18 protein-coding genes are annotated in these 22,141 nt (G+C 67.7%); 16 read left to right on the top strand and 2 right to left on the bottom strand.

What is annotated here, in order from left to right:
- The first annotated feature begins 117 nt into the window (after window positions 1-117).
- Entirely contained in the window at window positions 118-906 is a 789-nt protein-coding gene (locus C8J46_RS07810) for an SDR family NAD(P)-dependent oxidoreductase (RefSeq protein ID WP_056484752.1), read from the top strand.
- Window positions 907-1,062: 156 nt separating this feature from the next.
- On the opposite strand, the gene C8J46_RS07805 is transcribed toward C8J46_RS07810, so the two are convergent.
- Window positions 1,063-3,318 (bottom strand): NADP-dependent malic enzyme, encoded by a 2,256-nt coding sequence (locus C8J46_RS07805; RefSeq protein WP_056052149.1) that lies wholly within the window; start codon window positions 3,316-3,318, stop codon window positions 1,063-1,065.
- A gap of 427 nt (window positions 3,319-3,745) precedes the next feature.
- Here C8J46_RS07805 and mutS point away from each other — a divergent pair, with 427 nt between their 5' ends.
- From mutS to C8J46_RS07790, 3 genes are all read left to right on the top strand, one after another.
- The gene (gene mutS, locus C8J46_RS07800) at window positions 3,746-6,325 is read left to right on the top strand and encodes a DNA mismatch repair protein MutS (protein ID WP_132738208.1); all 2,580 of its coding nucleotides are present in this window, start codon (window positions 3,746-3,748) and stop codon (window positions 6,323-6,325) included.
- A gap of 226 nt (window positions 6,326-6,551) precedes the next feature.
- Complete coding sequence (locus tag C8J46_RS07795; RefSeq protein ID WP_132737216.1) at window positions 6,552-7,520, top strand: cation diffusion facilitator family transporter; 969 nt, start codon at window positions 6,552-6,554, stop codon at window positions 7,518-7,520.
- Between the two features lie 65 nt (window positions 7,521-7,585).
- Complete coding sequence (locus C8J46_RS07790; protein ID WP_132737214.1) at window positions 7,586-8,029, top strand: hypothetical protein; 444 nt, start codon at window positions 7,586-7,588, stop codon at window positions 8,027-8,029.
- A 121-nt stretch (window positions 8,030-8,150) separates the two neighbouring features.
- Here C8J46_RS07790 and C8J46_RS07785 read toward each other — a convergent pair whose 3' ends face one another.
- Window positions 8,151-9,179 (bottom strand): polyprenyl synthetase family protein, encoded by a 1,029-nt coding sequence (locus C8J46_RS07785; RefSeq protein ID WP_132737211.1) that lies wholly within the window; start codon window positions 9,177-9,179, stop codon window positions 8,151-8,153.
- Window positions 9,180-9,289: 110 nt separating this feature from the next.
- Here C8J46_RS07785 and C8J46_RS07780 point away from each other — a divergent pair, with 110 nt between their 5' ends.
- The 12 genes from C8J46_RS07780 to C8J46_RS07725 all read left to right on the top strand — a co-directional run bounded on the left by C8J46_RS07780 (window position 9,290) and on the right by C8J46_RS07725 (window position 22,099).
- Window positions 9,290-9,577 (top strand): chorismate mutase, encoded by a 288-nt coding sequence (locus tag C8J46_RS07780; protein WP_132737208.1) that lies wholly within the window; start codon window positions 9,290-9,292, stop codon window positions 9,575-9,577.
- A gap of 240 nt (window positions 9,578-9,817) precedes the next feature.
- Window positions 9,818-10,585, top strand: coding sequence for a virulence factor (locus C8J46_RS07775; RefSeq protein WP_243643279.1), 768 nt, complete (start codon window positions 9,818-9,820; stop codon window positions 10,583-10,585).
- Between the two features lie 148 nt (window positions 10,586-10,733).
- Window positions 10,734-11,027, top strand: a complete 294-nt coding sequence (locus C8J46_RS07770; RefSeq protein WP_243643278.1) for a DUF2147 domain-containing protein — start codon at window positions 10,734-10,736, stop codon at window positions 11,025-11,027.
- Window positions 11,012-13,579 (top strand): bifunctional lysylphosphatidylglycerol flippase/synthetase MprF, encoded by a 2,568-nt coding sequence (gene mprF / locus C8J46_RS07765; protein WP_347812374.1) that lies wholly within the window; start codon window positions 11,012-11,014, stop codon window positions 13,577-13,579. The genes C8J46_RS07770 and mprF overlap by 16 nt, the downstream gene beginning before the upstream one ends.
- A gap of 31 nt (window positions 13,580-13,610) precedes the next feature.
- Window positions 13,611-14,258: a thymidylate kinase gene (locus C8J46_RS07760; RefSeq protein ID WP_243643277.1), complete on the top strand. Its 648-nt coding sequence runs from the start codon at window positions 13,611-13,613 to the stop codon at window positions 14,256-14,258.
- 81 nt (window positions 14,259-14,339) lie between these two features.
- The gene (locus C8J46_RS07755) at window positions 14,340-15,137 is read left to right on the top strand and encodes a TOBE domain-containing protein (RefSeq protein ID WP_132737203.1); all 798 of its coding nucleotides are present in this window, start codon (window positions 14,340-14,342) and stop codon (window positions 15,135-15,137) included.
- A 214-nt stretch (window positions 15,138-15,351) separates the two neighbouring features.
- Entirely contained in the window at window positions 15,352-15,804 is a 453-nt protein-coding gene (locus C8J46_RS07750) for a MarR family transcriptional regulator (RefSeq protein ID WP_132737200.1), read from the top strand.
- On the top strand, window positions 15,801-17,858 hold the full coding sequence (locus C8J46_RS07745; protein ID WP_132737197.1) for an FUSC family protein: 2,058 nt from the start codon (window positions 15,801-15,803) through the stop codon (window positions 17,856-17,858). Before C8J46_RS07750 ends, C8J46_RS07745 begins: the two co-directional genes overlap by 4 nt.
- A complete protein-coding gene (locus C8J46_RS07740; RefSeq protein ID WP_132737194.1) occupies window positions 17,855-18,061 on the top strand; it encodes a DUF1656 domain-containing protein in 207 nt (68 codons plus the stop codon). Before C8J46_RS07745 ends, C8J46_RS07740 begins: the two co-directional genes overlap by 4 nt.
- Window positions 18,058-18,957 (top strand): efflux RND transporter periplasmic adaptor subunit, encoded by a 900-nt coding sequence (locus tag C8J46_RS07735; protein WP_132737191.1) that lies wholly within the window; start codon window positions 18,058-18,060, stop codon window positions 18,955-18,957. Before C8J46_RS07740 ends, C8J46_RS07735 begins: the two co-directional genes overlap by 4 nt.
- Before the next feature lie 218 nt (window positions 18,958-19,175).
- Window positions 19,176-20,603 carry an efflux transporter outer membrane subunit gene (locus C8J46_RS07730; RefSeq protein ID WP_243643276.1) on the top strand — a complete coding sequence of 476 codons (1,428 nt, stop codon included), beginning with the start codon at window positions 19,176-19,178 and terminating at the stop codon, window positions 20,601-20,603.
- On the top strand, window positions 20,600-22,099 hold the full coding sequence (locus C8J46_RS07725; RefSeq protein WP_132737188.1) for an MFS transporter: 1,500 nt from the start codon (window positions 20,600-20,602) through the stop codon (window positions 22,097-22,099). Before C8J46_RS07730 ends, C8J46_RS07725 begins: the two co-directional genes overlap by 4 nt.
- Window positions 22,100-22,141: the final 42 nt, after the last annotated feature.

Genomic DNA, 22,141 nt, shown 5'->3' with positions numbered 1-22,141 from the left:
GTTTTTGGCGAGCATAGTACGGGCTTTGCACTCGTCAATGACGCCTCGTTCGAAAAACGGGTTTGCGGCGGGCGGCGCTCGGCGATACCAAGCGCGCAAACATTCGGAGGATGCGTGATGGATACGACCAACCTGTTCCGGCTCGACGGCCGCGTCGCGCTGATCACCGGCGGCAGCCGCGGGATCGGCAAGATGATCGCCGCCGGCTTCATCGCGCAGGGGGCCAAGGTGTATATCTCGTCGCGGAAAGCCGATGTGTGCGAGGCGGCGGCCGCGGAACTCGGGCCGAACTGCATCGCGTTGCCGCAGGACGTCTCGACCGTGGCGGGGTGCAAGGCGCTGGCCGCGCAGTTCGCCGAGCATGAGTCGAAGCTCGATATCCTCGTGAACAACGCGGGCGCGGCGTGGGGCGTGCCCTTCGAGGAGTTTTCCGAGGTCGGCTGGGACAAGGTCATGGACCTGAACGTGAAGTCGCCGTTCTTCCTGACGCAGGCGCTGCACGCTGCGCTGAAGGCGTCGGGATCGCGCGAGAAGCCGGCGAAGGTGATCAACATCACGTCGATCGACGGGCAGCGGCTGAACCCGTGGGAGACGTACAGCTATCATGCGTCGAAGTCGGCGCTGATCTACCTGACGAAGCGGATGGCGGCGCGGCTGGTGACGGATTCGATCAACGTGACCTCGATCGCGCCGGGGGCGTTTGCGAGCGACATGAACAAGGCGGCGCGGGATCATGGGGACGCGGTGGCGCAGGGGATTCCGGCGAAGCGCGTCGGCGTTGATGAAGATATGGCCGGCGCGGCGATATACCTCGCGAGCCGCGCAGGGGATTATGTGATCGGGGAGACGATCACGGTAGACGGCGGGCTGGTGCATGCGTCGCTGGGCACAAGCATAGACGCCTGAGCTAATTCCCTCGCCCCTCCGGGGAGAGGGAGGGAGGAGCGCTTGCGACGGAAGGGAGAGGGGTTTTGGGATTAGCCATCCCGAGCCTCACTCCCCTCTCCCTTCCCACGGCAAGTGCCGCGGGCCCCTTCCCTCTCCCCGTAGGGGCGAGGGAAATTAGCGCGCGATGCCACCCGCGGCGAGAACGGCCAGCGTTACCAGTTCGCTCGCCGTCGACGTCATCGGCGCAACCTGCACCGGCTTCTCCATCCCAATCAGCATCGGGCCGATGACCGAGTCCCCACCCAGCTCCCGCAGCAACTTCGCCGAGATATGCGCCGACTGAAGCCCCGGCATGATCAGCACGTTCGCCGGCCCCGACAGCCGCGCAAAAGGATAGTTCGCCAGCTGCTTCGGGTTGAGCGCGACATCCGGCGCCATCTCGCCTTCGTACTCGAACCCGACCTTCCGCCCGTCCAGCACCGTCACCGCGTCACGGATGTTGTCGAGCCACTCCCCCTTCGGATTGCCGAAGTTCGAATAGCTCAGGAACGCCACACGCGGCTCATGCCCCATCCGCCGCGCGACTGCCGCAGTCTGCTCGGCGAAGTCGGCCAGCTGCTCGGCAGTCGGGCGCTCGTTGACCGTGGTATCGGCGATGAACACCGTGTGGCTCTGGCCGACGAGCAGGTGGATGCCGAACGGCGTTTTCCCCGCAGCCGGATCGATCACGCGATAAATCTGGCGCATCGTCTCGCCGTAGGTGCGGGTGATGCCGGTGATCATCGCGTCGCCTTCGCCGAGCTGGAGCAGCAGCGCGCCGAAAATGTTGCGGTCCTGGTTGACCATCCGTTCGCAATCGCGGCGCAGATACCCGCGACGCTGGAGCCGCGAATACAGGAAGTCGACCATCCGCGGCACGAGCGGCGAGACGCGGCTGTTGTGGAGCTCGAAGCTCTCCGGATCGGTGACGCCGAGCGCGCGCAACCGGTCGGGCACGTCGTCGCGGCCGACCAGCACCGGCGTGCCGTAGCCGCCTTCCTTGAACGCGATCGCCGCGCGCAGCACGACTTCCTCCTCGCCCTCCGCGAAGATTACGCGTTTCGGATGCGCGCGCGCGCCTTCATAGGCCATCGACAGCACCGAGGTGGTCGGGTTGAGGCGGGCTCTCAAGGAATGGCGATACGCCTCGATGTCGAGGATCGGCTTGGTCGCAACGCCCGAGGCCATCGCCGCCTTGGCGACCGCGACGGGGACGACTTCCATCAGGCGCGGATCGAACGGCGCGGGGATGATGTACGCCGGGCCGAAGCTGTGGCTGACACCGTACGCGGCCGCGACTTCCTCGGGCACGCGTTCGCGCGCCAATTCCGCGATCGCGTTAGCGGCGGCGATCTTCATCGCGTCATTGATGCCGGTCGCACGGACGTCAAGCGCCCCGCGGAAGATGAACGGGAAGCCGAGCACGTTGTTGACCTGGTTCGGATAGTCCGAGCGGCCGGTCGCGACGATCGCGTCGGGGCGCGCGGCCATCGCCAGTTCGGGGCGAATCTCCGGCTCGGGGTTGGCCATCGCGAAGATGATCGGCGCGGGGGCCATGTCCTTGACCATCTCCGGCGTCAGCGAGCCCGCCGCGGAGAGGCCGAGGAACACGTCGGCGCCAACCAAGGCCTCGGTCAGCGTGCGCGTTTCGGTCACCGCGGCATGCGCGGACTTCCACTGGTCGACGCCCTCGCGGCCCTGGTAGATCACGCCCTTGCGATCGCAGAGGATGACGTTGTCGCCGCGCACGCCCATCGCCTTCACGAGCTCGGTGCAGGCGATCGCCGCGGCGCCGGCGCCGTTGACGACGATCTTGACCTCAGACAGCTTCCGCCCGGTGAGCAGGCACGCGTTGATCAGGCCGGCGGCGGTGATGATCGCGGTGCCGTGCTGGTCGTCATGGAAGACCGGTATGTTCATCCGCTCGCGCAGGGCCTGCTCGATGATGAAGCATTCGGGCGCCTTGATGTCCTCGAGGTTGATGCCGCCGAACGTCGGCTCCATCAGCTCGACCGCGTCGATGAAGCGGTTCACGTCCTCGGTCTTCAGCTCGATGTCGATCGCGTCGACGTCGGCGAAGCGCTTGAACAGCACCGCCTTGCCTTCCATCACCGGCTTGGAGGCGAGCGGCCCGAGATTGCCCATGCCGAGGATCGCGGTACCGTTCGAGATCACAGCGACGAGGTTTCCCTTCGCGGTGTAATCATAGACGGTCGCGGGATCGTCGTAGATCGCCTGCACCGGCACCGCGACGCCGGGCGAATAGGCAAGCGCGAGATCGCGCTGCGTCGCCATCGGCTTCGACGCGATGATCTCGATCTTCCCCGGGCGGCCTTCCGAATGGAAGAGCAAGGCTTCGCGTTCGGAGAATTGCAGCGTTTCGTCGGACATGGGCGGGGCCTCGCGCGGTCGTTAGGTTTGGAAGACCTTCTAGGCAGGTGGTCGCCGTTCGTCACCCCGGACACTTCGCCCTAGCGGGTGGCCACCGCCAACCAGAACCACCCCGGCGAAGGCCGGGGCCCAGTTGGAGGACGGATTTAACGAAGGGCGGTCCGTCGTTACTCCGGCCTTTCCAACTGGGCCCCGGCCTCCGCCGGGGTGGTGATGGTGCGGAGGCAGTAACAACTCCTTCTCCCCTCGGGGAGAAGGTGGCGCGCCTGCGCCGGATGAGGGGTGGTTGGGGTACGCGCCCGAGCCTCACGCCCCCTCACCCTCCCACGCTTCGCGCGTGCCCCTCCCTCTCCCCGAGGGGAGAGGGGTTTTATGGGACGCGGCTTTTCGCTACCCGCCCCTGATGTCGCACCCCGCCCCTACCCCCATGATGACGCAGTATCTCGGCCTGAAGGCGGAGGCGCAGGATTGCCTGTTGTTCTACCGGATGGGCGATTTCTTCGAACTGTTCATGGACGATGCGCGCGTCGCGGCGGGGGTGCTCGACATCGCGCTGACCGCGCGCGGCGAGCATGAGGGCAAGCCGATCCCGATGTGCGGCGTTCCCGTACATGCGGCGACGGTGTACCTGCAACGGCTGATCAAGGCCGGCCACCGCGTCGCGATCGCCGAGCAAGTCGAAAGCCCGGCGGAAGCCAAGGCCCGCGGTGGCTCGAAGGCGCTCGTCGCACGCGCGATTGTGCGGGTGGTGACGGCAGGAACGCTGACCGAGGAAGCGTTGCTCGACGCGCGCTCGGACAATTGGTGCGTGGCGATCGGCGAGGCGGGCGGATCGGTGGCGATCGCCGCGGCGGACGTGTCGACCGGGCGGTTCGAGATCGTCGAGGTTGCGGGGGATGCGGTCGAGGCGGAACTCGCGCGGCTCGGTGCGGCCGAAGTCGTTGCATCGGAGGCGAGTGCGTTCGAGGAGGCGGCTACCACGCTGCGCCCCAAGACAGACTTCGACAGCGGCGCGGGCGAGGCTCGGCTGAAGCGACTGTACGGCGTAGCGACGCTCGACGGGTTCGGGCAGTTCGACCGCGCGGGGCTTGCCGCGGCAGGCGGGCTCGTCGCGTATCTAGAGCATAATGCGAAGGGCACGATGCCCTTCCTCCGCCCCCCGCGGATCGGCCGAGCGGCGGAGACGATGGCGATCGACGCCGCGACCCGCGAGAGCCTGGAGCTGACCTGCACCACCGGCGGCGTGCGTAAAGGGAGCCTGCTCGATGCGGTCGACCGGACGGTGACGGGCGCCGGCGCGCGGTTGCTGGGGGCGGATCTCGGCGCGCCGTTGATGGACAAGGCGGCAATCGATGCGCGGCTCGATCTGGTTCGGCTGTTCCACGACGACCAGGCAGCGCGCGAGCGGTTGCGGTCGACGTTGCGGGCGCTGCCGGACATCGGCCGCGCGCTCGGGCGACTGGCGGCGGGGCGTGGTGGTCCGCGCGATCTGGGGCAGTTGCGCGATGGGCTCGACGGGGCGTGGAGTCTCGGCGAGCGGATGGATGCGATCGTCGACCCGCCGGTGCTGCTCCGGGATATCGCGCCGAAATTGCGCGGACACGGCGCGCTGATCGACCTGCTCAAGCGCGCGCTGGTGCCGTCGCCGCCGATCGAGGCATCGGACGGCGGGTATATCGCGGCAGGCTATGACGCCGCGCTCGACGACCTGCGCGATGCAGGCGCTGGCGGGCGGCGCGCGATCGCCGCGCTGGAAGCGGAGTTCCGCACCGCGACCGGCGTCACCGCGCTGAAGATCCGCCACAACGGCGTGCTGGGCTATCATGTCGAGGTCCCCGCGCGCGCGGCGGACCCGCTGATGAAACCCGAGAGCGGCTTCACCCATCGCCAGACGCTGGCGGGCGTGGTCCGGTTCAATACCCCTGCGCTGCACGAAGTCGCGGCGAAGGTTTCGCAGTCAGGCGCACATGCGTTGGCGGCAGAGGCGGCGCATCTCGAGGAACTCACGGCGCAGGCTCTGGCCGGGCGCGAGGCGATCGCTGCAACCGCGGATGCGCTCGCGCGGCTCGACGTCGCGGCGGGGCTGGCGGAGCGTGCGGCGGAAGGCGCCTGGGCGCGGCCTTCGCTGGTCGATCACGCATGCTTCGAGATCGAGGGCGGACGGCATCCGGTGGTCGAGGCGGCGGTGGCGAAGTCGGGCGATCGGTTCGTCGCCAACGACTGCAATCTGTCAGAGAGCTCGCGGCTGTGGCTCGTCACCGGCCCGAACATGGGCGGTAAATCGACCTTCCTCCGCCAGAACGCGCTGATCGCGGTGCTCGCGCAGGCCGGATCGTACGTGCCCGCGACCAAGGCCACGCTGGGGCTGGTCGATCGGCTGTTCAGCCGGGTCGGGGCTTCGGACAATCTGGCGCGTGGGCGGTCGACGTTCATGGTCGAGATGGTCGAGACCGCGGCGATCCTCGCGCAGGCGACGCCGCGGTCGTTCGTGATCCTCGACGAGGTCGGGCGCGGCACTTCAACCTATGACGGGCTCGCGATCGCCTGGGCGGTGGTCGAGGCGATCCATGAGGACAATCGCTGCCGCTGCCTGTTCGCGACGCATTATCACGAACTGACGCGGTTGGCGGAGCGCTGCGAGGCGCTGTCGCTGCATCATGTCCGCGCGCGCGAGTGGAAGGGGGAGCTGGTGCTGCTCCACGAACTCGCCGACGGGCCGGCGGATCGGAGCTATGGCCTCGCGGTCGCGCGACTGGCGGGGATGTCGCCGGTGACGGTGGCGCGCGCGAAAGCGGTGCTGGCGAAACTCGAGGCCGGACGCGCGAAGACAGGTGGGCTGGCCGCCGGGCTCGACGACCTGCCGCTGTTCGCAGCCGCGGCGCAGGTCGAGGAGGTGGCGTGCGACGTGTTGCGCGAGGATCTGGCCAAGCTCGATATCGACGCGATGAGTCCGCGCGATGCGCTGGACGCGCTGTATCGGTTGAAGGCCCTCGCGAACGAGGGGTGATCCTTTCCCCGTGCCGGGCCCTTCGGCTTCGCTCACGGGAGCCTCGTTCCGGCATCCACTGTTCCGCACATCCGAAACAGGTGAGTATGCGGTACGGTGGGCCCCGGCCTCCGCCGGGGTGACGGAGTGGGAGGGGACAGGGCGCAACCGACTAAGAATGCGCGCGTCCTAGTATCTCATGATACCTCGATGCTAGGCGGCGGCCGGATTTAGCGGAGCGCGGGCCTTGGGCGGACATTATCACGGGCATTCACACGACCACGGCCACGCGCACGCGGCCCACGGCGGAGGCCATTCGCACGGGGGTCACAGTCACGCCCCAGCCTCGTTCGACCGCGCGTTCGCGATCGGGATCGGGCTGAACATCGTGTTCGTCGCGGTCGAGGCGATCGTCGGCCTGCGGATCGACTCGGTCGCGCTGCTCGCCGACGCCGGGCACAATTTGTCGGACGTGCTCGGTCTCGTCGTCGCCTGGGGCGGGACGATGCTCGCGCGCACCGCACCGACCAAGCGCTTCACCTACGGGCTGAAGGGCTCGACGATCCTCGCCGCGCTGACCAACGCGCTGCTGCTGCTGGTCGCACTCGGCGCGATCGTGCTGGAAGCATCGCAGCGCTTCTCCGATCCCGCCCCGACCGCCGGCCTGACCGTCTCGATGGTCGCCGGCGTCGGCATCGCGGTCAACGCGATCACCGCCTGGATGTTCGCGCGCGGGCGCAAGGGCGACGTCAACATCCGCGGCGCGTATCTCCACATGGCCGCCGACGCGCTGGTCTCGGCGGGCGTAGTGATCGCCGGCATCGTGATCTGGCGGACCGGCTTCACCTGGATCGATCCGGCGGTCAGCATCGTCATCGCCATTCTCATTTTCTGGCAGACCTGGGGCCTGCTCCGCGAGACCGTCGAGATGTCGCTGTCCGCCGTCCCCCGCGGGATCGAGTTCGATCATGTCGACGAGGCGCTGTGCGGCCTGCCCGGCGTCACCGAGATCCACGATCTCCACATCTGGCCGATGAGCACCACCGAGCCCGTCCTGACCGCGCATCTGGTGATGCCGGGCGGGCATCCGGGCGATCAGTTCCTGAGCGATGCGCGGACGATGCTCCACGACACATTCGGGATCGGCCATGCGACGTTGCAGGTCGAGACGGGCAGCGGCCATGATTGCTCGATGGCCGACGCGGCGACCGTCTGAATCTGGCGGTTTGAACTTTTCCGGTGCGGCACGGGTTACCCTGTCACGCATCAGGAGCAAAGTTCATGAAAAAGCATCTTATAGCAGCGTTGATGTCGGTCGCCGTCGCAGCGCCGGCGATGCTGCCGACCGCCGCGACCGCCCAGCGGTACGATGACCGCCGCGACAACAACGACCGTCGCGACCGTGACGACCGACGTGGTGACGACCGCCGCGGCAACGATCGCAACTGGCGTGGCGACGACCGCAACTGGGATCCGTCGAACAGCTACCGCGACGGCAAGTACCGCGAGCGCCGCCTCTCCCGTAACGACCGGATCTATCGTGGTCGCGATGGCCGCGCCTATTGCAAGCGCAACGACGGCACGACCGGTCTGGTGATCGGTGCACTCGGCGGCGGCGCGCTGGCGAACCTGATCGGTGGCGGCACGCTCGGCACGCTGGCAGGTGCCGGTGGCGGCGCATTGCTCGGCCGCTCGGTCGACCGCGGCAACGTGAAGTGCCGCTGAGCCCTAACCGGTTCTAGAAACAACGGCGGCCGAGCGATCGGCCGCCGTTTTTGTATCTACGAAATATGCCGTTCGTGCTGAGCGAAGTCGAAGCACCTTCGCTCAGGGCGAAAGAAAGAGTCTAGTAGGCGCGGGCGACCGCAAATTCGACCGCTTCGATCATCGCATCCTTGGCGTCGCCGTTCGCAAAACCGGCGATCGAGTCGATCGCGCGCTGGCCGTAATGCCGGGCTCTCGCAAAAGTATCGTCGACCGCGCGGGTCGAGCGGATCAGGCGGATTGCGTGTTGCAGGTCGGCGTCACTGTCGCGGCGACCCTCGACCGCGTCCTTCCAGAACGCGCGATCCTCCGCCGAGCCGCGCGCATAGGCGAGGATCACCGGCAGCGTCATCTTCCCCTCGCGGAAATCGTCGCCTGCGTCCTTGCCCATCGTATCCGCGTCCGAGACGTAATCGATCGCATCGTCGACCAGCTGGAACGCTATACCGAGGTTGCGGCCATACGCGTCGAGCGCGGCCTCTTCAGCTTCGGGGCGTTCCGCGACGACCGCGGAAATCCGGCAGGCGGCGGCGAACAGCGCAGCGGTCTTCGCGCCGATGATGTCGAGATACCGCTCTTCGCCAAGTTCGACGCGGCGTGCGGCGGTCAGCTGGTTGACCTCACCCTCGGCGATCACCGCGCTGGTCGAGGACAGGATCTTCAACGCCTTGAGGCTGCCCGCCTCGACCATCAGTTCGAAGCTGCGGCTGAACAGGAAATCGCCGACCAGCACGCTGGCGGGGTTGCCCCAGATGATGTTGGCGGTGCGCTTGCCACGACGAAGGTCCGAGCCGTCGACGACATCGTCGTGGAGCAAGGTCGCGGTGTGGATGAACTCGACCGCGGCGGCGAGCAGGTGATGCTGCGTCCCCGAATAGCCGATCAGTTGCGCGCTTGCGAGCGTCAGCATCGGCCGCATCCGCTTGCCGCCGCCCGCTATCAGATGCCCGGCGAGTTCGGGGATCAGCGGAATTTCGGACTCCATCCGGCCGCGGATCACCGCGTTCACCTGGTCCATATCGCCCGAGACGAGCTTGACCATCGGGTCCAGCGACGGCTGGGACTCGGGATTGGGACGCAGGGTTTCGAGGCGGTGGACGGTGGCGCTCATCTTTCCGAGCCTCTGCCGCCTATGCCCCGGCAAAGCAACCCTTGGTGCCCCTTGCCGTTCATCGTCCGCGCCCGCAAAAGGCGCGGCGAACCAATGAAAGGGTGCTTCGCGTGGCTGACGAACTGCTGAACGGATACCGCCAGAGCATCGACAATATCGACGCGGCGCTGATCCACATGCTCGCCGAGCGCTTCAAGGTGACGCAGGCGGTCGGTCGTCACAAGGCGACGCATGGCCTGCCGCCCGCCGATCCGGGGCGCGAGGAGCGCCAGATCGCCCGGCTGCGGCAGTTGGCGACCGACGCGCAACTCGATCCCGAATTCTCGGAAAAATTCCTGCGCTTCATCATCGACGAGGTGATCCGCCATCACGAGCGCCTCGCGCACGATCCGGGGTGAGGCGGGAGACGACGACCAAAACGTGTCGAAATGCCTCGCCTTCAAACTACCGCGTCGGCGAAATTCACGCTCCACCGAAACCTACCACCCCGGCGAAGGCCGGGGCCCAATTGGGGGACGGCAATAACGAGGCGCGGCGCGCCGTTACGACCACCTTGCCAATTGGGCCCCGGCCTTCGCCGGGGTGGGGCTTCTCAAACAGGCATTTTCGGCGCCCGGACAAAGTGCGATACGGCCACAATGCGTGACGAAAACGTCATGTCTGCTCCACGTGCCGATCATCCGGTCGGGCGCAATCGGTTGCAAATGATGTGGTTTCGCCGATCCTTGCTCGCTTTTGCCATATTCGGACTCGCCGCAGTCGGCTTCATGGGCTGGCTCGGCTATTTCGGTGGACCTGTGTTCGCCGACATCACGCCGACCAAACCCCAGCGCGGCTATGCGGTCGTGTTGCTGAGTGGCGACCTCGGGCTGAAGATCGGCATGGCGCCGGATATCGCGCGGCGGCTGGCCGCAGACGGCGTGCCCGTGGTCGCGATCAACACGCTCACCTATCTACGCAAAACCCGGACACCCGCGGACATCACCACGCTGATCGCGCGTGCCGAACAGCGCGCGTTGCGGCTCGGCCATACCGACCGGGTCATCCTGATCGGCCAGTCGTTCGGCGCAGACATGCTCCATGTCGGGCTGGTCGGACTGCCCCCGCCATTGCGCGCGAAAATCGCCCGCGTCGCGCTGATCGTGCCCGAGGACAACGTCCAGTTCCGCGCCTCGCCCAGCGAGGTGTTCGATCTCTGGACGCCGACCACGCCGGCGCTGCCGACCGCGCGCCACCTCACCTGGGCCCCTCTGCTATGCGTCCAGGGCATCGTCGAGACGAATAGTCTTTGCCCGCTGTTAACGCAGGCCAATGCAAGACGCGTCGCGCTGCCCGGTGGGCATCCGCTTCACCGCGACGCCGATGCGCTCTACGACGTGATATGGCGGTTCGTCTCCGCAGCTTGAGGATCGATTGATGGTTGCTGCACTGTTGGCGCTCGCGATGATCGCGGGAAGCCCCGCTTCCCCGTCTCCCGCCCCCGCGTCTCCCGCTCCCCCGTCTGCCGCTCCCGCGTCTGCAGTCGAGGGAATCTGGCACAATCCGAAGAACAGCGTGGCCGTGAAGACGGGCGCGTGTGGCGACAAACTCTGCGGCTGGGTCGTCCGCGCCAATGACGAGGCACAGGCCGATGCCCGCGACGGTGGCACGCCGAAACTGATCGGTACCGCCTTGCTCCGCGAGTATCGCCCCAGTGGACGCGACACATGGTCGGGGCAGATTTTCGTCCCCGACATGGGACGCACGTTCGGATCGACGCTGAAGCTGGTCGACACGAACACGATCACGGTGAAGGGCTGTCTGATCGGCGGCTTCTTCTGCAAGACACAGACGTGGCACCGCGGTTGACGCACATGGCCGGTATCCGCGACTGGATCGCGCATCGTCGCGGCACACTGATCGCGCTTGCGGTGCTGGTCGTCGCCGTGCTGGGCTTCGCCGCGATCCACAAGCTGACCGCGGAGATCCGTCTATCGGAGGTGCGCGCGGCCTTCGCGGCGCTCGGCTGGCCCGAATTGTCCGCGTCGATCGCGCTGACCGTCGTCAGCTATATCGCGCTCACCTTCTACGACACCATCGCACTGAAGGTGATCGGCCACCCCTTGCGGTGGCGGACCGCGGCGGTCGCCTCGTTCACCAGCTACACGATCAGCCACAATCTCGGTCTGGCGATGCTGACCGGGGGCTCCGCACGCTACCGCGTCTATAGCCGCGCCGGTCTCGACGAGGCGGCGGTGGCGCGGGTCGTGCTGATTGCAGGCGTAACCTTCTGGGCAGGGGTCATCGCCGTTGCCAGCCTGTCGATGGCGATCCATCCGGGGATGCTGCCGATCGTCCACTGGACGATGCCACCGCTGCTTGAGCGGACGATCGGGATCGCGATCCCGCTGGCGATGCTGGGGATCGTCCTGCGGTATCGTCATGGCGGCGCACTCGGGCTGTTCGGCTGGCGGCTGCCCTTGCCGAACTGGCGACAGGCGATCGCCCTCCTGCTGGTGTCCACCGTCGACCTCGCGGCGGCGAGCGCGGCGTTGTTCGTGCTGCTGCCGAACGCATCGCCAGACCTCTATCCAGTGCTGTTCCTCGGCTATGCCGTCGCGATCGTCGTCGCGTTGATCAGCCATGTCCCCGGCGGACTCGGCGTGTTCGAGGCGGTGATCATTGCGACGATGCCGCAGGACAACGCCACGGTTCTCGCCGCGCTGCTCGCCTACCGGATCATCTATTATGTCGCGCCGCTGATCCTGGCGGCGATGCTGATGGCGTTTCACGAGGGGCGGCAATGGCGCAATCGGGATCGGGGCAAGGGTCGCGGCACCGATCCGCTGACGATCGCGCTGCCGCTTGCGCCGCTACTGCTCGGCGTGCTGGTGTTCCTGAGCGGCGCAATGCTGCTCGTGTCGGGTGCGCTGCCCGCCGCGCCCGGCCGGATGGACACGCTGGCGACGATCCTGCCGCTGCCGATCAGCGAGATGGCGCACGTCGCTGCCAGCCTTGTCGGGGTGATGCTGCTGTTCGTTGCGCTTGGGCTGTACCGGCGGCTCGACGGCGCGTTCTGGGCGGCGCGCACCCTGCTCTTCGCGGGCACGCTGCTGTCGATCGCCAAGGGCCTCGATTACGAGGAGGCGACGATCCTGCTGCTCACCGCCGTCGCGCTGCAATGGACGCGCGCGGCCTTTTACCGGCGAACGCGACTGACCGCCGAGCCGCTGTCGCCCGAATGGCTGGTCGGCGTCGGCGCGGCGATCGGGCTGTCGGTGCTGATCGGGTTCTTCGCGTACCGTCGGGTCGGCTATTCGAGCGACCTGTGGTGGCAGTTCGAGACCAATGCCAACGCGTCGCGGTTCCTGCGCACCAGTCTCGCGGTCGGGCTCCTGTTGATCGGTGCGGCGATCTGGCGGATGTTCGCGGCGGCGCCGGTGCCGGTCGTCCACGACACGCTGCCCGACGACGTGGCTCAGGCAGCACTCGCACACGCCGACCGCACCGACGCGATGCTCGCCTTCACCGGCGACAAGCGCTTCCTGGTATCGGACAGCGGCGATGCGTTCCTGATGTACCAGGTCAAGGGCGCGAGCTGGATCGTGCTTGGTGACCCGGTCGGCCCAAGCGAGGCGTGGTCCGAACTGCTCTGGGCGATCCGCGCGCGCGCCGATGCCGCACAGGGCCGGCTGCTGCTCTACCAGATCGGCCTCAGGATCGTGCCGATCGCGATCGAGATGGGGTTGAAGCTCGTCAAATATGGCGAAGAGGCAACCGTCGAACTCGAGGGCTTCACACTGGAGACTCCCGAGATGCGCAGCGTCCGTAAGGCGGCGCGGGTCGCGGAACGGGCGGGCGCGCAGTTCGCGGTCGTCCCCGCCGCCGAGATGCCCGCGATCATCCCGGAATTGCAGCAGATCTCCGACTGGTGGCTGGCCGACAAGGATCATGCCGAGAAAAGCTTCAGCGTAGGCCGGTTCGAGCCGGGATATATGGCCAAGTTCGACTGCGCCGTGGTGCGGATCGAGGGCAAGGTTGTCGCCTTCGCCAACGTCTGGGGCACGCCCAACAGGCAGGAACTGTCGGTCGACCTGATGCGCCATTCGAAGGACATGCCACAGGGCGGGATGGACTTCCTGTTCACGCGGCTGATGCTGTGGGGGCATGAGCACGGCTATCGCCATTTCTCGCTCGGGATGGCGCCGCTGTCGGGGATCGAGGCGCGGCGGCTGTCACCGACCTGGTCGAAGGTGGCGGCGTTCCTGTTCCGCCACGGCGAGCGCTTCTACGGGTTTGCAGGCCTGCGCGCGTACAAGGAGAAGTTCCGCCCGAACTGGACGCCGCGCTACATCGCGTCGCCGGGCGGCACGTCGCTGCTGCGGGGCCTCATCGATTTGCAGGCTTTGGTGAGCCGGTAAGGCTTGCTAGGGCTCCCCTATGAGCTTCCTAATGGCAATCGAAGGCGCCGACGGCGCGGGCAAGGCCACCGCCTCGGCGTTGGTGGTCGAGCAGCTGCGCGCCGCCGGCCGCACCGCCGAAATCATGTCGTTCCCGCGCTATACCGAAACGGTCGGCGGCTGGGCGCTCGGCGCGATGCTGGCCGGCACGCTCCCGCGCGGCACGTCGCCGAAAGCGGCTGCGGTGCTGTATGCGCTCGACCGCATGGAATCGCGCGAGCATCTGCTGGCGACGATGGCGGCGAACGAAGTGGTGGTGTTCGATCGCTATATCGCCTCGAACATGGCGTATCAGGCGGCACAGGTGCCTCGGCACGAGGCGGACGCGATGATGACGTGGATCGCCGATCTGGAGACGGGCTCGTTCGCGCTGCCGAAGCCCGACCTCTCGGTGTATCTCGACACCCCCGCCGACATCGCCCGCGGGCTGATCCTCAAGAAGCGCAAGCGGTCCTACACCGACGATGTGTTCGATGCGTATGAGGCGGATACCGGGCTGCAGGACCGCGTGCGGACCAACTATGCGGCGATGGCCAAGGCGGGTTTGCTGGGGCGCTGGGCGACGGTGTCGACCGTGACGGACGGCGCGTCGCGGTTACCCGCGGAGATCGCGGCGGAGATCGTAGCGCTCCTCGCCTGACCTGCCGTCATCCTCGCCACGCCGAGCGACCGCGCACGATCGGGCTTACCTTCCACATTCGCCAGTGAGTATGACGCAGGGATGACGGACCCTGCCCTTCACGCCACAATCCTGCTCGCCAAGGATCAGACCGGTCGCGTCGGCGCCGACCGGATCGCGCTGCTCCGCGCGATCCGCGACGGTGGCTCGATCACCAGCGCGGCCAAGGTCGTCGGGCTCAGCTACAAGGCGGCGTGGGACGCGGTGCAGGTGATGAACAACCTGTTCGACCGCCCGCTCGTGCTCCCTGCAGCGGGCGGCAAGGACGGCGGCGCGAGCCCGATCACCGAGGCGGGCATCGCCGTGCTCGACGGCTATGCGGTCGCCGAGACCGAACTAGCCAGCGCGATGGCACGGATCGAGGCGAGCGTGTCGAACGGGTTGTCGTTGAAGCCTTTGCTATGGGGGATTGGGATGAAGACGAGCGCGCGTAACGTCTTGCGGGGGACCGTATCGCAGGTGACGCCGGGAACGATCGATGCCGAGGTGACGCTAGCCGTCGCCGAGGGTGTCGAGATCGTCGCGACGATCACGCGCGGCAGTGCGGAGGATCTCGGGCTGGTGCCCGGCGCGATCGCGCTGGCACTGATCAAGTCGAGCTTCGTCATCCTGGCGCGAGGCGACGAGAGCCTACGGACGTCGGCCCGCAACACGCTGGCGGGGACGGTCATCGCGCGCGAGGACGGCGCGATCTCCAGCGAAGTGACGCTCGAACTGACGCTCGGCAAGACGCTGACCGCAACGTTGACCAAGGAGAGTGCGGACGCGCTCGACCTGCAGATCGGCACGCGCGCGCTGGCTCTGGTCAAGGCGAGCCATGTGATCTTGGCGGTCGAGTAACACCGCTCGCTCTACCCGATACCACCCCGGCGAAGGCCGGGGCCCAATTGGGTAACGTTGCTAACTGAGTTCGGCCTTCCGTTACTGCAACCTTTCCACTTTGGCCCCGGCCTCCGCCGGGGTGGTTCCTATCAGTCCGCGGACGTTTCTAACTTTTCCGTCACAAACCGATTCCGCATTGCAGCATAAGTAAACGGCATTACTTAGCACGCTAATGACTTCCCCCCGCGCCGCCCTCGAATCCGCCTATGCGCGCACGCTGCTCCCGCTCGCGAAGATGTGGCGGCAGGCAGCGGATCGTGCGCTGCGCGACATGAACGTCTCCGCGTCGACCGGCTGGGCGCTCGTTCAGGTCGGGCGGCTCGGCGACGACGTTCGCCAGACCGATCTCGCCAGCCAGCTCGACGTGACGCAGGCCTCGCTGGTCCGTTCGATCGACCAGATGACCGCGGCGGGCCTGGTCGAGCGTCGGCGCGACCCCGCCGACGCCCGCGTCAGCCGTATCCGCCTGACCACACACGGCCGCGCACTCGTGACCACGATCGAAGCGAAATTCGCGACGTTGCGCGCCGCAATGCTCGACGACGTGTCCGACGCCGATCTCGCCACAGCGTTGCTCGTCGCGGAACGACTCGGCGCACGCTTCATGGCGGATCGCGCGCGATGATCCTGACCCGGTTCGGGGGGAAGGAAGCGCTCTTCTCCGTCAAATGCTTCGTTGCCGCGATCCTCGCGTACTATATCGCGCTAAGGATCGGGCTGACGCGTCCCTATTGGGCAGTGACGACCTCCTACATCGTCGCGCAGCCGCTGGCCGGCGCGGTGCTGTCGAAGGCGGTGTTCCGCGTCGCCGGCACCGTGCTCGGCGCGGTTGCCGCGGTCGTTCTGGTACCCAATCTGGTCAACGCCCCCGAGTTGCTCTCGCTCGGCCTCGCGCTGTGGCTCGGGCTGTGCCTCTATATCTCGCTGCTCGACCGGACGCCCCGCGCGTACCTGTTCCTGCTCGCAGGCTATACGGCCAGCATCATCGGCTTTCCCGCGGTGACGACGCCGGGCGCGGTGTTCACGATCGCCGCGTTGCGCGTGCAGGAGATCACGATCGGCATTCTCTGCGGCAGCCTGATCCACGGCTTCGTCTTTCCGCAGACCGTGACCGCGACTCTGCTCGCCCGGATCGACGCGATCCTCGCGGATGCCGAACGCTGGTCGCGCGATTCGCTCGCCGGCGCGTCCGACACCACGCTCGACCGCGATCGGCGGCGGCTGGCGCTCGACATCAACGAGCTTCACCAGCTCTCGATCCACCTCCCGTTCGACACTGCGCGCCTCCTGCCCCGCACGCGAACGCTCCGCGCGTTGCAGGCGGAGTTGTCGATGCTGCTCCCCTTGGCCAGCGCGGTCGACGACCGCATCGTCGAGCTGAAACGCGGCGCCGACGCGCCCCGTCCCGAGGCCCTCGCGCTGATCGAGGACGTCCGCGAGTGGCTGCGTGACCCTCCGCCTGTAGCGGACCGCGGCTCGACCGCGGACGCGCTGATCGAACGCGCCCGCGCGCTCGAGCCGCCGGTCGGTGACACGCTGATCTGGCGCGATGCGTTGCGGCTCAGCCTGCTCGCCCGGCTCGGCGAGCTGGTCGATGCGCACCGCAACGCACGCGATCTGCGCGACCAGATGCGCTCGCCCTCGCGCGCGCCCGTCACCCCCGCAGTCGCCCGCCTGCTCGCCCGGATCGCCAGGCGACCGCTCCACCGCGACCGCGGCATCGCCCTGCGCGCCGCCGCCGGCACCGTCGCGACGATCCTGCTCGGCTGCGTCTTCTGGATCGGTACCGGCTGGGCCGACGGCGCCGGCGCGGTGCTGATCGCGGGCGTGTGCTGCGCGCTGTTCGGCAACAGCGACGATCCCGCGCCGGCGATCAAGGCGTTCTTCTACGGCACCATCCTCGGCCTCGTCATATCCGCGATCTACGCCTTCGCGATCCTGCCACGCGTGACCGATTTCGTGACTCTGGTCGCGGTCCTCGCGCCGCCGATGCTGATCGGCGGGATGTACCTCGCGCGCCCGACGACCCTGCTGGTGACGCTAGGCGCGCTGCTCGGCGGCCTCAACACGGTCGGGCTGAACGACCGCTTCGGCACCGATTTCAACAGCTTCATCAACGGCGGCATCGCCCAGCTGGTCGGCACCCTGTTCGCAGTCGTCACCGTCGGCCTGTTCCAGACGATCGGCGCGGACACCAGCGCACGGCGGCTGATCCGCGCAGGCTGGCGCGAACTGGCGGTGCGCAGCGACTCGATGAGCCGCCCCGATGCGGCCGGCTGGATCGCGCGGATGCTCGACCGGATCGGCCTGCTCGCGCCGCGGCTCGCCTTGCAGGGCGAGGATCCAGGCAAGCCGCTGCTCGACGCGCTGACCGATCTGCGCGTCGGCGTTGCGGTCGGCGAACTCAAGCAGTTGCGGCTCGACGGTACGCCCGACGAGGCCGCGATGATCACGCCGGTGCTGCGCGGGATAGGCGCACATTATCGCGCCCTGCGCCCTAACCTGCCTGCGCCTCCGGAGCCCGATCTGCTCGCCGGGATCGACACCGCGATGGCGGCGATGGCCACTTCCACGCCCGATCGCCACCGCACGAGCATACTCGCGCTGACTTCGCTGCGTCGCAACCTGTTCCCGTCGGCGCCCCCTTATCTGGCATCAGCGTACGGAGTGGCCGCATGACCGGCGAAATCTCGATCGGCGGCGTCTATCTGCCGAGCATCCTTTTGCTCGCGGTCGCCGCCGTCATCCTCACCGGCATCGCCACGCGATTGCTCGCGTTCGCCGGCGCCTATCGCGCGGTCACCTATCGACCGCTCGTCGACCTCGCCTTGTTCATCCTCATCCTCGGGCTGCTCGCCCTGCTGACCGGACCTTCCGCATGAATACCCGCCTGAAATCGCTGCTCGCCCCGCTCGGCCGTTCCGCCGTCACGCTGATCATCGTCGCGCTCGCGGTGCTGGTCGCGCTGTGGCTGTGGCAGCGGTACGAGACCGATCCGTGGACGCGCGACGGGCATATCCGCGCCGACATCGTCCGCGTGACGCCCGACGTCGCAGGGCTGGTCACGCAGGTCGCTGTGCACGACAACCAGACGGTGAAGCCCGGCGACGTGCTGTTCGTGGTCGATCGCCCGCGCTTTCAGCTGACGCTGGCGCAGTCCGACGCCTCGATCGCAAGCGCCCGCGCGACGCTGTTGCAGGCGCGCCGTGAAGCGCAGCGCGATCTGGCGCTCGGCGATCTGGTCGCGAAGGAAACGCACGAGCAGAACGTCGCGCGCGTTGCCACCGCCTCGGCCGCACTCGCTCAAGCACAAAGCGCCCGCTCCACGGCGGCGCTCAACCTCGCCCGCACCACGGTCCGCGCGACGGTGCACGGCATCGTCACCAACCTCGATCTCCACCCCGGCGATTACATCGCGACGGGCGCGCAGGCGATGGCGCTGGTCGACACCGATTCGCTCCGCGTCGAGGGCTATTTCGAGGAAACCAAGCTCGGCAGCATCCATCTCGGCGACCCGGTGGTGGTGCACTTGATGGGCGAACCGCAGGCGCTGCACGGCCGCGTCGACAGTATCGCCGCGGGGATCAACGACAGCGAGCGGACGAACACGACGAACCTGCTACCCAACGTCAACCCGACCTTCAACTGGGTGCGGCTGGCGCAGCGTATTCCGGTACGCGTGAAGCTGACCCAGGTGCCGAAGGGGACGCAGCTGATCGTCGGCCGCACGGCGACAGTGACGGTCGAGCCGAGGGTCGCTCCGGGGACGACGGCATGAAGCGCGAACCCGGCATCCGTGATTGCCTCCTGGCCCCGACCGAGTTTGTCACGCGCTTCCCCCAGACCGATGCACCACCCCGGCGGAGGCCGGGGCCCAGGTGGCAAGGCCGTCGTGACGAAGCGCAGCTGCTTGTTGGCAACGATACCCAACTGGACCCCGGCCTCCGCCGGGGAGGAAGATGTGGGGATGCAGCCCACAGCCTAAGCCGGCATGCCGTGGTTGCTTGCGGCATATCGTCCAAAGCGCCCCGGATACTGAGTGGCGCACTTTCGCTCGCCCTCACCGCCTGCACCACCGCCGGCCCGAACTACGCCCTCCCCGACCGCGCCGCCGTCAACAACCCCTCCGCCCAGGGCCAGTTCGACAGCGGCCGCGAAAAGGCGTTCGTCGACACCCCGCTCCCCGACCATTGGTGGCAGCTCTATGGCGACCCCCGCCTCGACGGCTTCGTCACCGAAGCGCTCGCCGCCAACACCGACCTGCGCGCCGCCGACGCCAACCTGCGCCGCGCCGATGCGGTCGTCGCCGAAGTCGCCGCGGGCCGCACGCTGTCGACCGTGCTCGGCGGCGGCACCTCGCTCGACCGCCCCTACACGACCGGCGGCAACCTCCCCGGCACGCTCGACTATAACCTCGGCATCACGCTAGCCTATCCGCTCGACCTCTCCGGCCGCATCCGCCGCGGGATCGAAGCCGCGCAAGGCGATGCCGAGGCGGTCGCCGCCGCACGCGACAATGTCCGCGTGACAGTCGCCGCCGAGACCGCGCGCAGCTACGCCACCGCCTGCACAGCCAACATGGTACTAGCCGCCAACAACCGCATCCTCGCCCTACAACGCCAGACTCTCAACGTGACGCAACGCCTGCAACGCGGCGGCCGCGGGACAGCCTTCGACGTGACGCGCGCCAGAACCGCGGTAGACCAGAGCGAGGCGCTGATCCCCGCCCAGGTCGCGACCCGCACCGCCGCGCTGTACCGGCTAGCCACGCTGATGGGTCGCGCGCCCGCCGACTATCCCAAGGACGTCGCCACCTGCGCAAAGCCGCCCGCGCTCAACCGTCCGCTCCCGATCGGCGACGGCGCAGCGCTGATCCGTCGCCGCCCCGACATCCGCGGCGCGGAACGCACGCTCGCCGCCGCCACCGCGCGGATCGGCGTCGCGACCGCGAACCTCTACCCCCAAGTCAGCCTCGGCGGGTCGGCCGGGTTCACCGGGCCGGTGTCGTCGCTAGGCTCGACCAACGCGTTCCACCTCGGGCTCGGGCCACTGATAAGCTGGAGCTTCCCCAACCGCCCGGTCGTTCGCGCCCAGATCGCGCAGGCAGGCGCAACTGCGGACCAGGCACTCGCCCAGTTCGACTCCACCACGCTTGAGGCACTCCGCCAGACCGAGACCGCGCTCTCTGCCTATGCCCGCGAAGGCGACCGCAACGCCGCGCTCCGCCGCGCGCAGTCCAGCGCCGCGCGCGCCGCGGACCAAGCAGGCACGCTCTACCGCTTCGGCCGCACCGACTTCCTCTCGCTGCTAACCGCGCAGGCCGCGCTCACCACCGCGCAGGCGAACCTAGCCGCATCCGACGCGCTGCTCGTCGATCGCCAGGTCGACGTGTTCAAGGCGCTCGGCGGAGGGTGGCAGACGTGAGGCTCCGCAGACGCGGTCTCGCCTCGATCAATAGCGAGATCCGCGACGGCATCATGCCCGCCGCCGACACCATTGCGCGGGTAGCGAAGGACCCGGACGCGCTGCCGCACACGCCGAGCAACTACCGCATCACCGCGCTGATCATCGCCTGCGCACTGTTCATGGAACAGATGGACTCGACCGTGCTGGCCACCGCGCTGCCGACGATGGCGCGCGATTTCGGCGTGCCCGCGACCAGCATGAGTTCGGCGCTGACCTCATACCTGCTCGCGCTGGCGATCTTCATTCCCGCCAGCGGGCGTCTCGCGGACCGGTTCGGCTCGCGCACGATCTTCCGCGCGGCGATCCTGATTTTCGTCGGCGGATCGATGCTGTGCGGCCAGGCCACCAGCCTGCCCTTCATGATGGTCGCCCGCTTTCTGCAAGGGCTCGGCGGCGCGATGATGATCCCGATCGGCCGCCTCGTCCTGCTCCGCAGCGTCGCCAAGGAGGACATGGTCCAGGCGATGTCGTGGCTGATCATGCCCGCGCTGATCGGCCCGATACTCGGCCCTCCGGTTGGCGGCGCGATCGTCACCTATCTCGACTGGCGCTGGATCTTCTACCTGAACGTGCCGATCGGCCTGCTCGGCGTGGTGCTGGTGACGCGCTTCATCGGCGAGGTGCGCGAAGACAAACCGGCGCGGTTCGACGTCCCCGGCTTCATCCTGTCGGGCGTATCGCTCGGCTGCCTGTTGTTCGGGTTCGAGATGACGAGCAGGACAGGCGAATTGCCGCGCGCGATGGTGCTCATCGCGGTCGGACTGATTGCCGGCGTCGCCTACATCCGCCACGCGAAACACTGCAGCGACCCGATCCTCGACTTGTCGCTGATGCGGATCCCCACCTTCCGCCTGTCGGTGATCGGCGGATCGCTGACTCGCATCACGCAAGGCGCACAGCCGTTCCTGCTGCCGATGATGCTCCAACTGGGCTTCGGCATGACCGCAGCCGCGAGCGGGGCGATCACGATCGCCGGCGCGATCGGCTCGCTGGGAATGAAGGGGCTCGCCCCGCGCGTGCTCCGGCGCTTCGGGTTCCGCAACAGCCTGATCGTCGGCGGGCTATGCGCGAGTTCGGGCTACGCGGTCGCCGGCCTCTTCCGCCCCGACTGGCCGATCCCCGTCATTTTCGGCGTGCTGATGCTCTCCGGCTTCTTCATGTCGTTCCAGTTCTCGGCGTACAACACGATCGCGTATGACGAGATTCCCTCGTCGCGGATGAGCAGCGCGACCAGCTTCTACGCAACGTTCCAGCAGCTGATGCTGTCGCTCGGGATCTGCGTCGGCGCGGCATCGCTGCACGTCGGGATGCTTAGCACGGGCGCGACACGGCCGGCGCTGACGGACTTCACGCTGGCGTTCCTGGTGGTGACCGCGGTGTCGGCGTCGGCGACGATCTGGAACCGCCGGTTCGAGGTGGATGCCGGGGCGGAGCTGAGCGGACACCGCGCCTAGTCGGCCGTCCTGACACCCCTATCGTCAGCCTGACGAAAGTCA

This window comes from Sphingomonas sp. PP-F2F-A104-K0414 (assembly GCF_004340945.1).
GTDB lineage: Bacteria > Pseudomonadota > Alphaproteobacteria > Sphingomonadales > Sphingomonadaceae > Sphingomonas.
This window is presented reverse-complemented; position numbering and strand designations above follow the sequence as displayed.

Excerpts from the sequence above, each read along its gene's own strand:
- C8J46_RS07760 (WP_243643277.1), top strand. The coding sequence starts at position 13,611 with ATGGCAATCGAAGGCGCCGACGGCGCGGGCAAGGCCACCGCCTCGGCG.
- C8J46_RS07790 (WP_132737214.1), top strand. The coding sequence starts at position 7,586 with ATGAAAAAGCATCTTATAGCAGCGTTGATGTCGGTCGCCGTCGCAGCG.
- C8J46_RS07745 (WP_132737197.1), top strand. The coding sequence starts at position 15,801 with ATGATCCTGACCCGGTTCGGGGGGAAGGAAGCGCTCTTCTCCGTCAAA.
- C8J46_RS07750 (WP_132737200.1), top strand. The coding sequence starts at position 15,352 with ATGACTTCCCCCCGCGCCGCCCTCGAATCCGCCTATGCGCGCACGCTG.
- C8J46_RS07755 (WP_132737203.1), top strand. The coding sequence starts at position 14,340 with ATGACGGACCCTGCCCTTCACGCCACAATCCTGCTCGCCAAGGATCAG.
- C8J46_RS07740 (WP_132737194.1), top strand. The coding sequence starts at position 17,855 with ATGACCGGCGAAATCTCGATCGGCGGCGTCTATCTGCCGAGCATCCTT.
- C8J46_RS07810 (WP_056484752.1), top strand. The coding sequence starts at position 118 with ATGGATACGACCAACCTGTTCCGGCTCGACGGCCGCGTCGCGCTGATC.
- C8J46_RS07775 (WP_243643279.1), top strand. The coding sequence starts at position 9,818 with ATGCGTGACGAAAACGTCATGTCTGCTCCACGTGCCGATCATCCGGTC.
- C8J46_RS07805 (WP_056052149.1), bottom strand. The coding sequence starts at position 3,318 with ATGTCCGACGAAACGCTGCAATTCTCCGAACGCGAAGCCTTGCTCTTC.
- C8J46_RS07785 (WP_132737211.1), bottom strand. The coding sequence starts at position 9,179 with ATGAGCGCCACCGTCCACCGCCTCGAAACCCTGCGTCCCAATCCCGAG.
- mutS (WP_132738208.1), top strand. The coding sequence starts at position 3,746 with ATGATGACGCAGTATCTCGGCCTGAAGGCGGAGGCGCAGGATTGCCTG.
- C8J46_RS07735 (WP_132737191.1), top strand. The coding sequence starts at position 18,058 with ATGAATACCCGCCTGAAATCGCTGCTCGCCCCGCTCGGCCGTTCCGCC.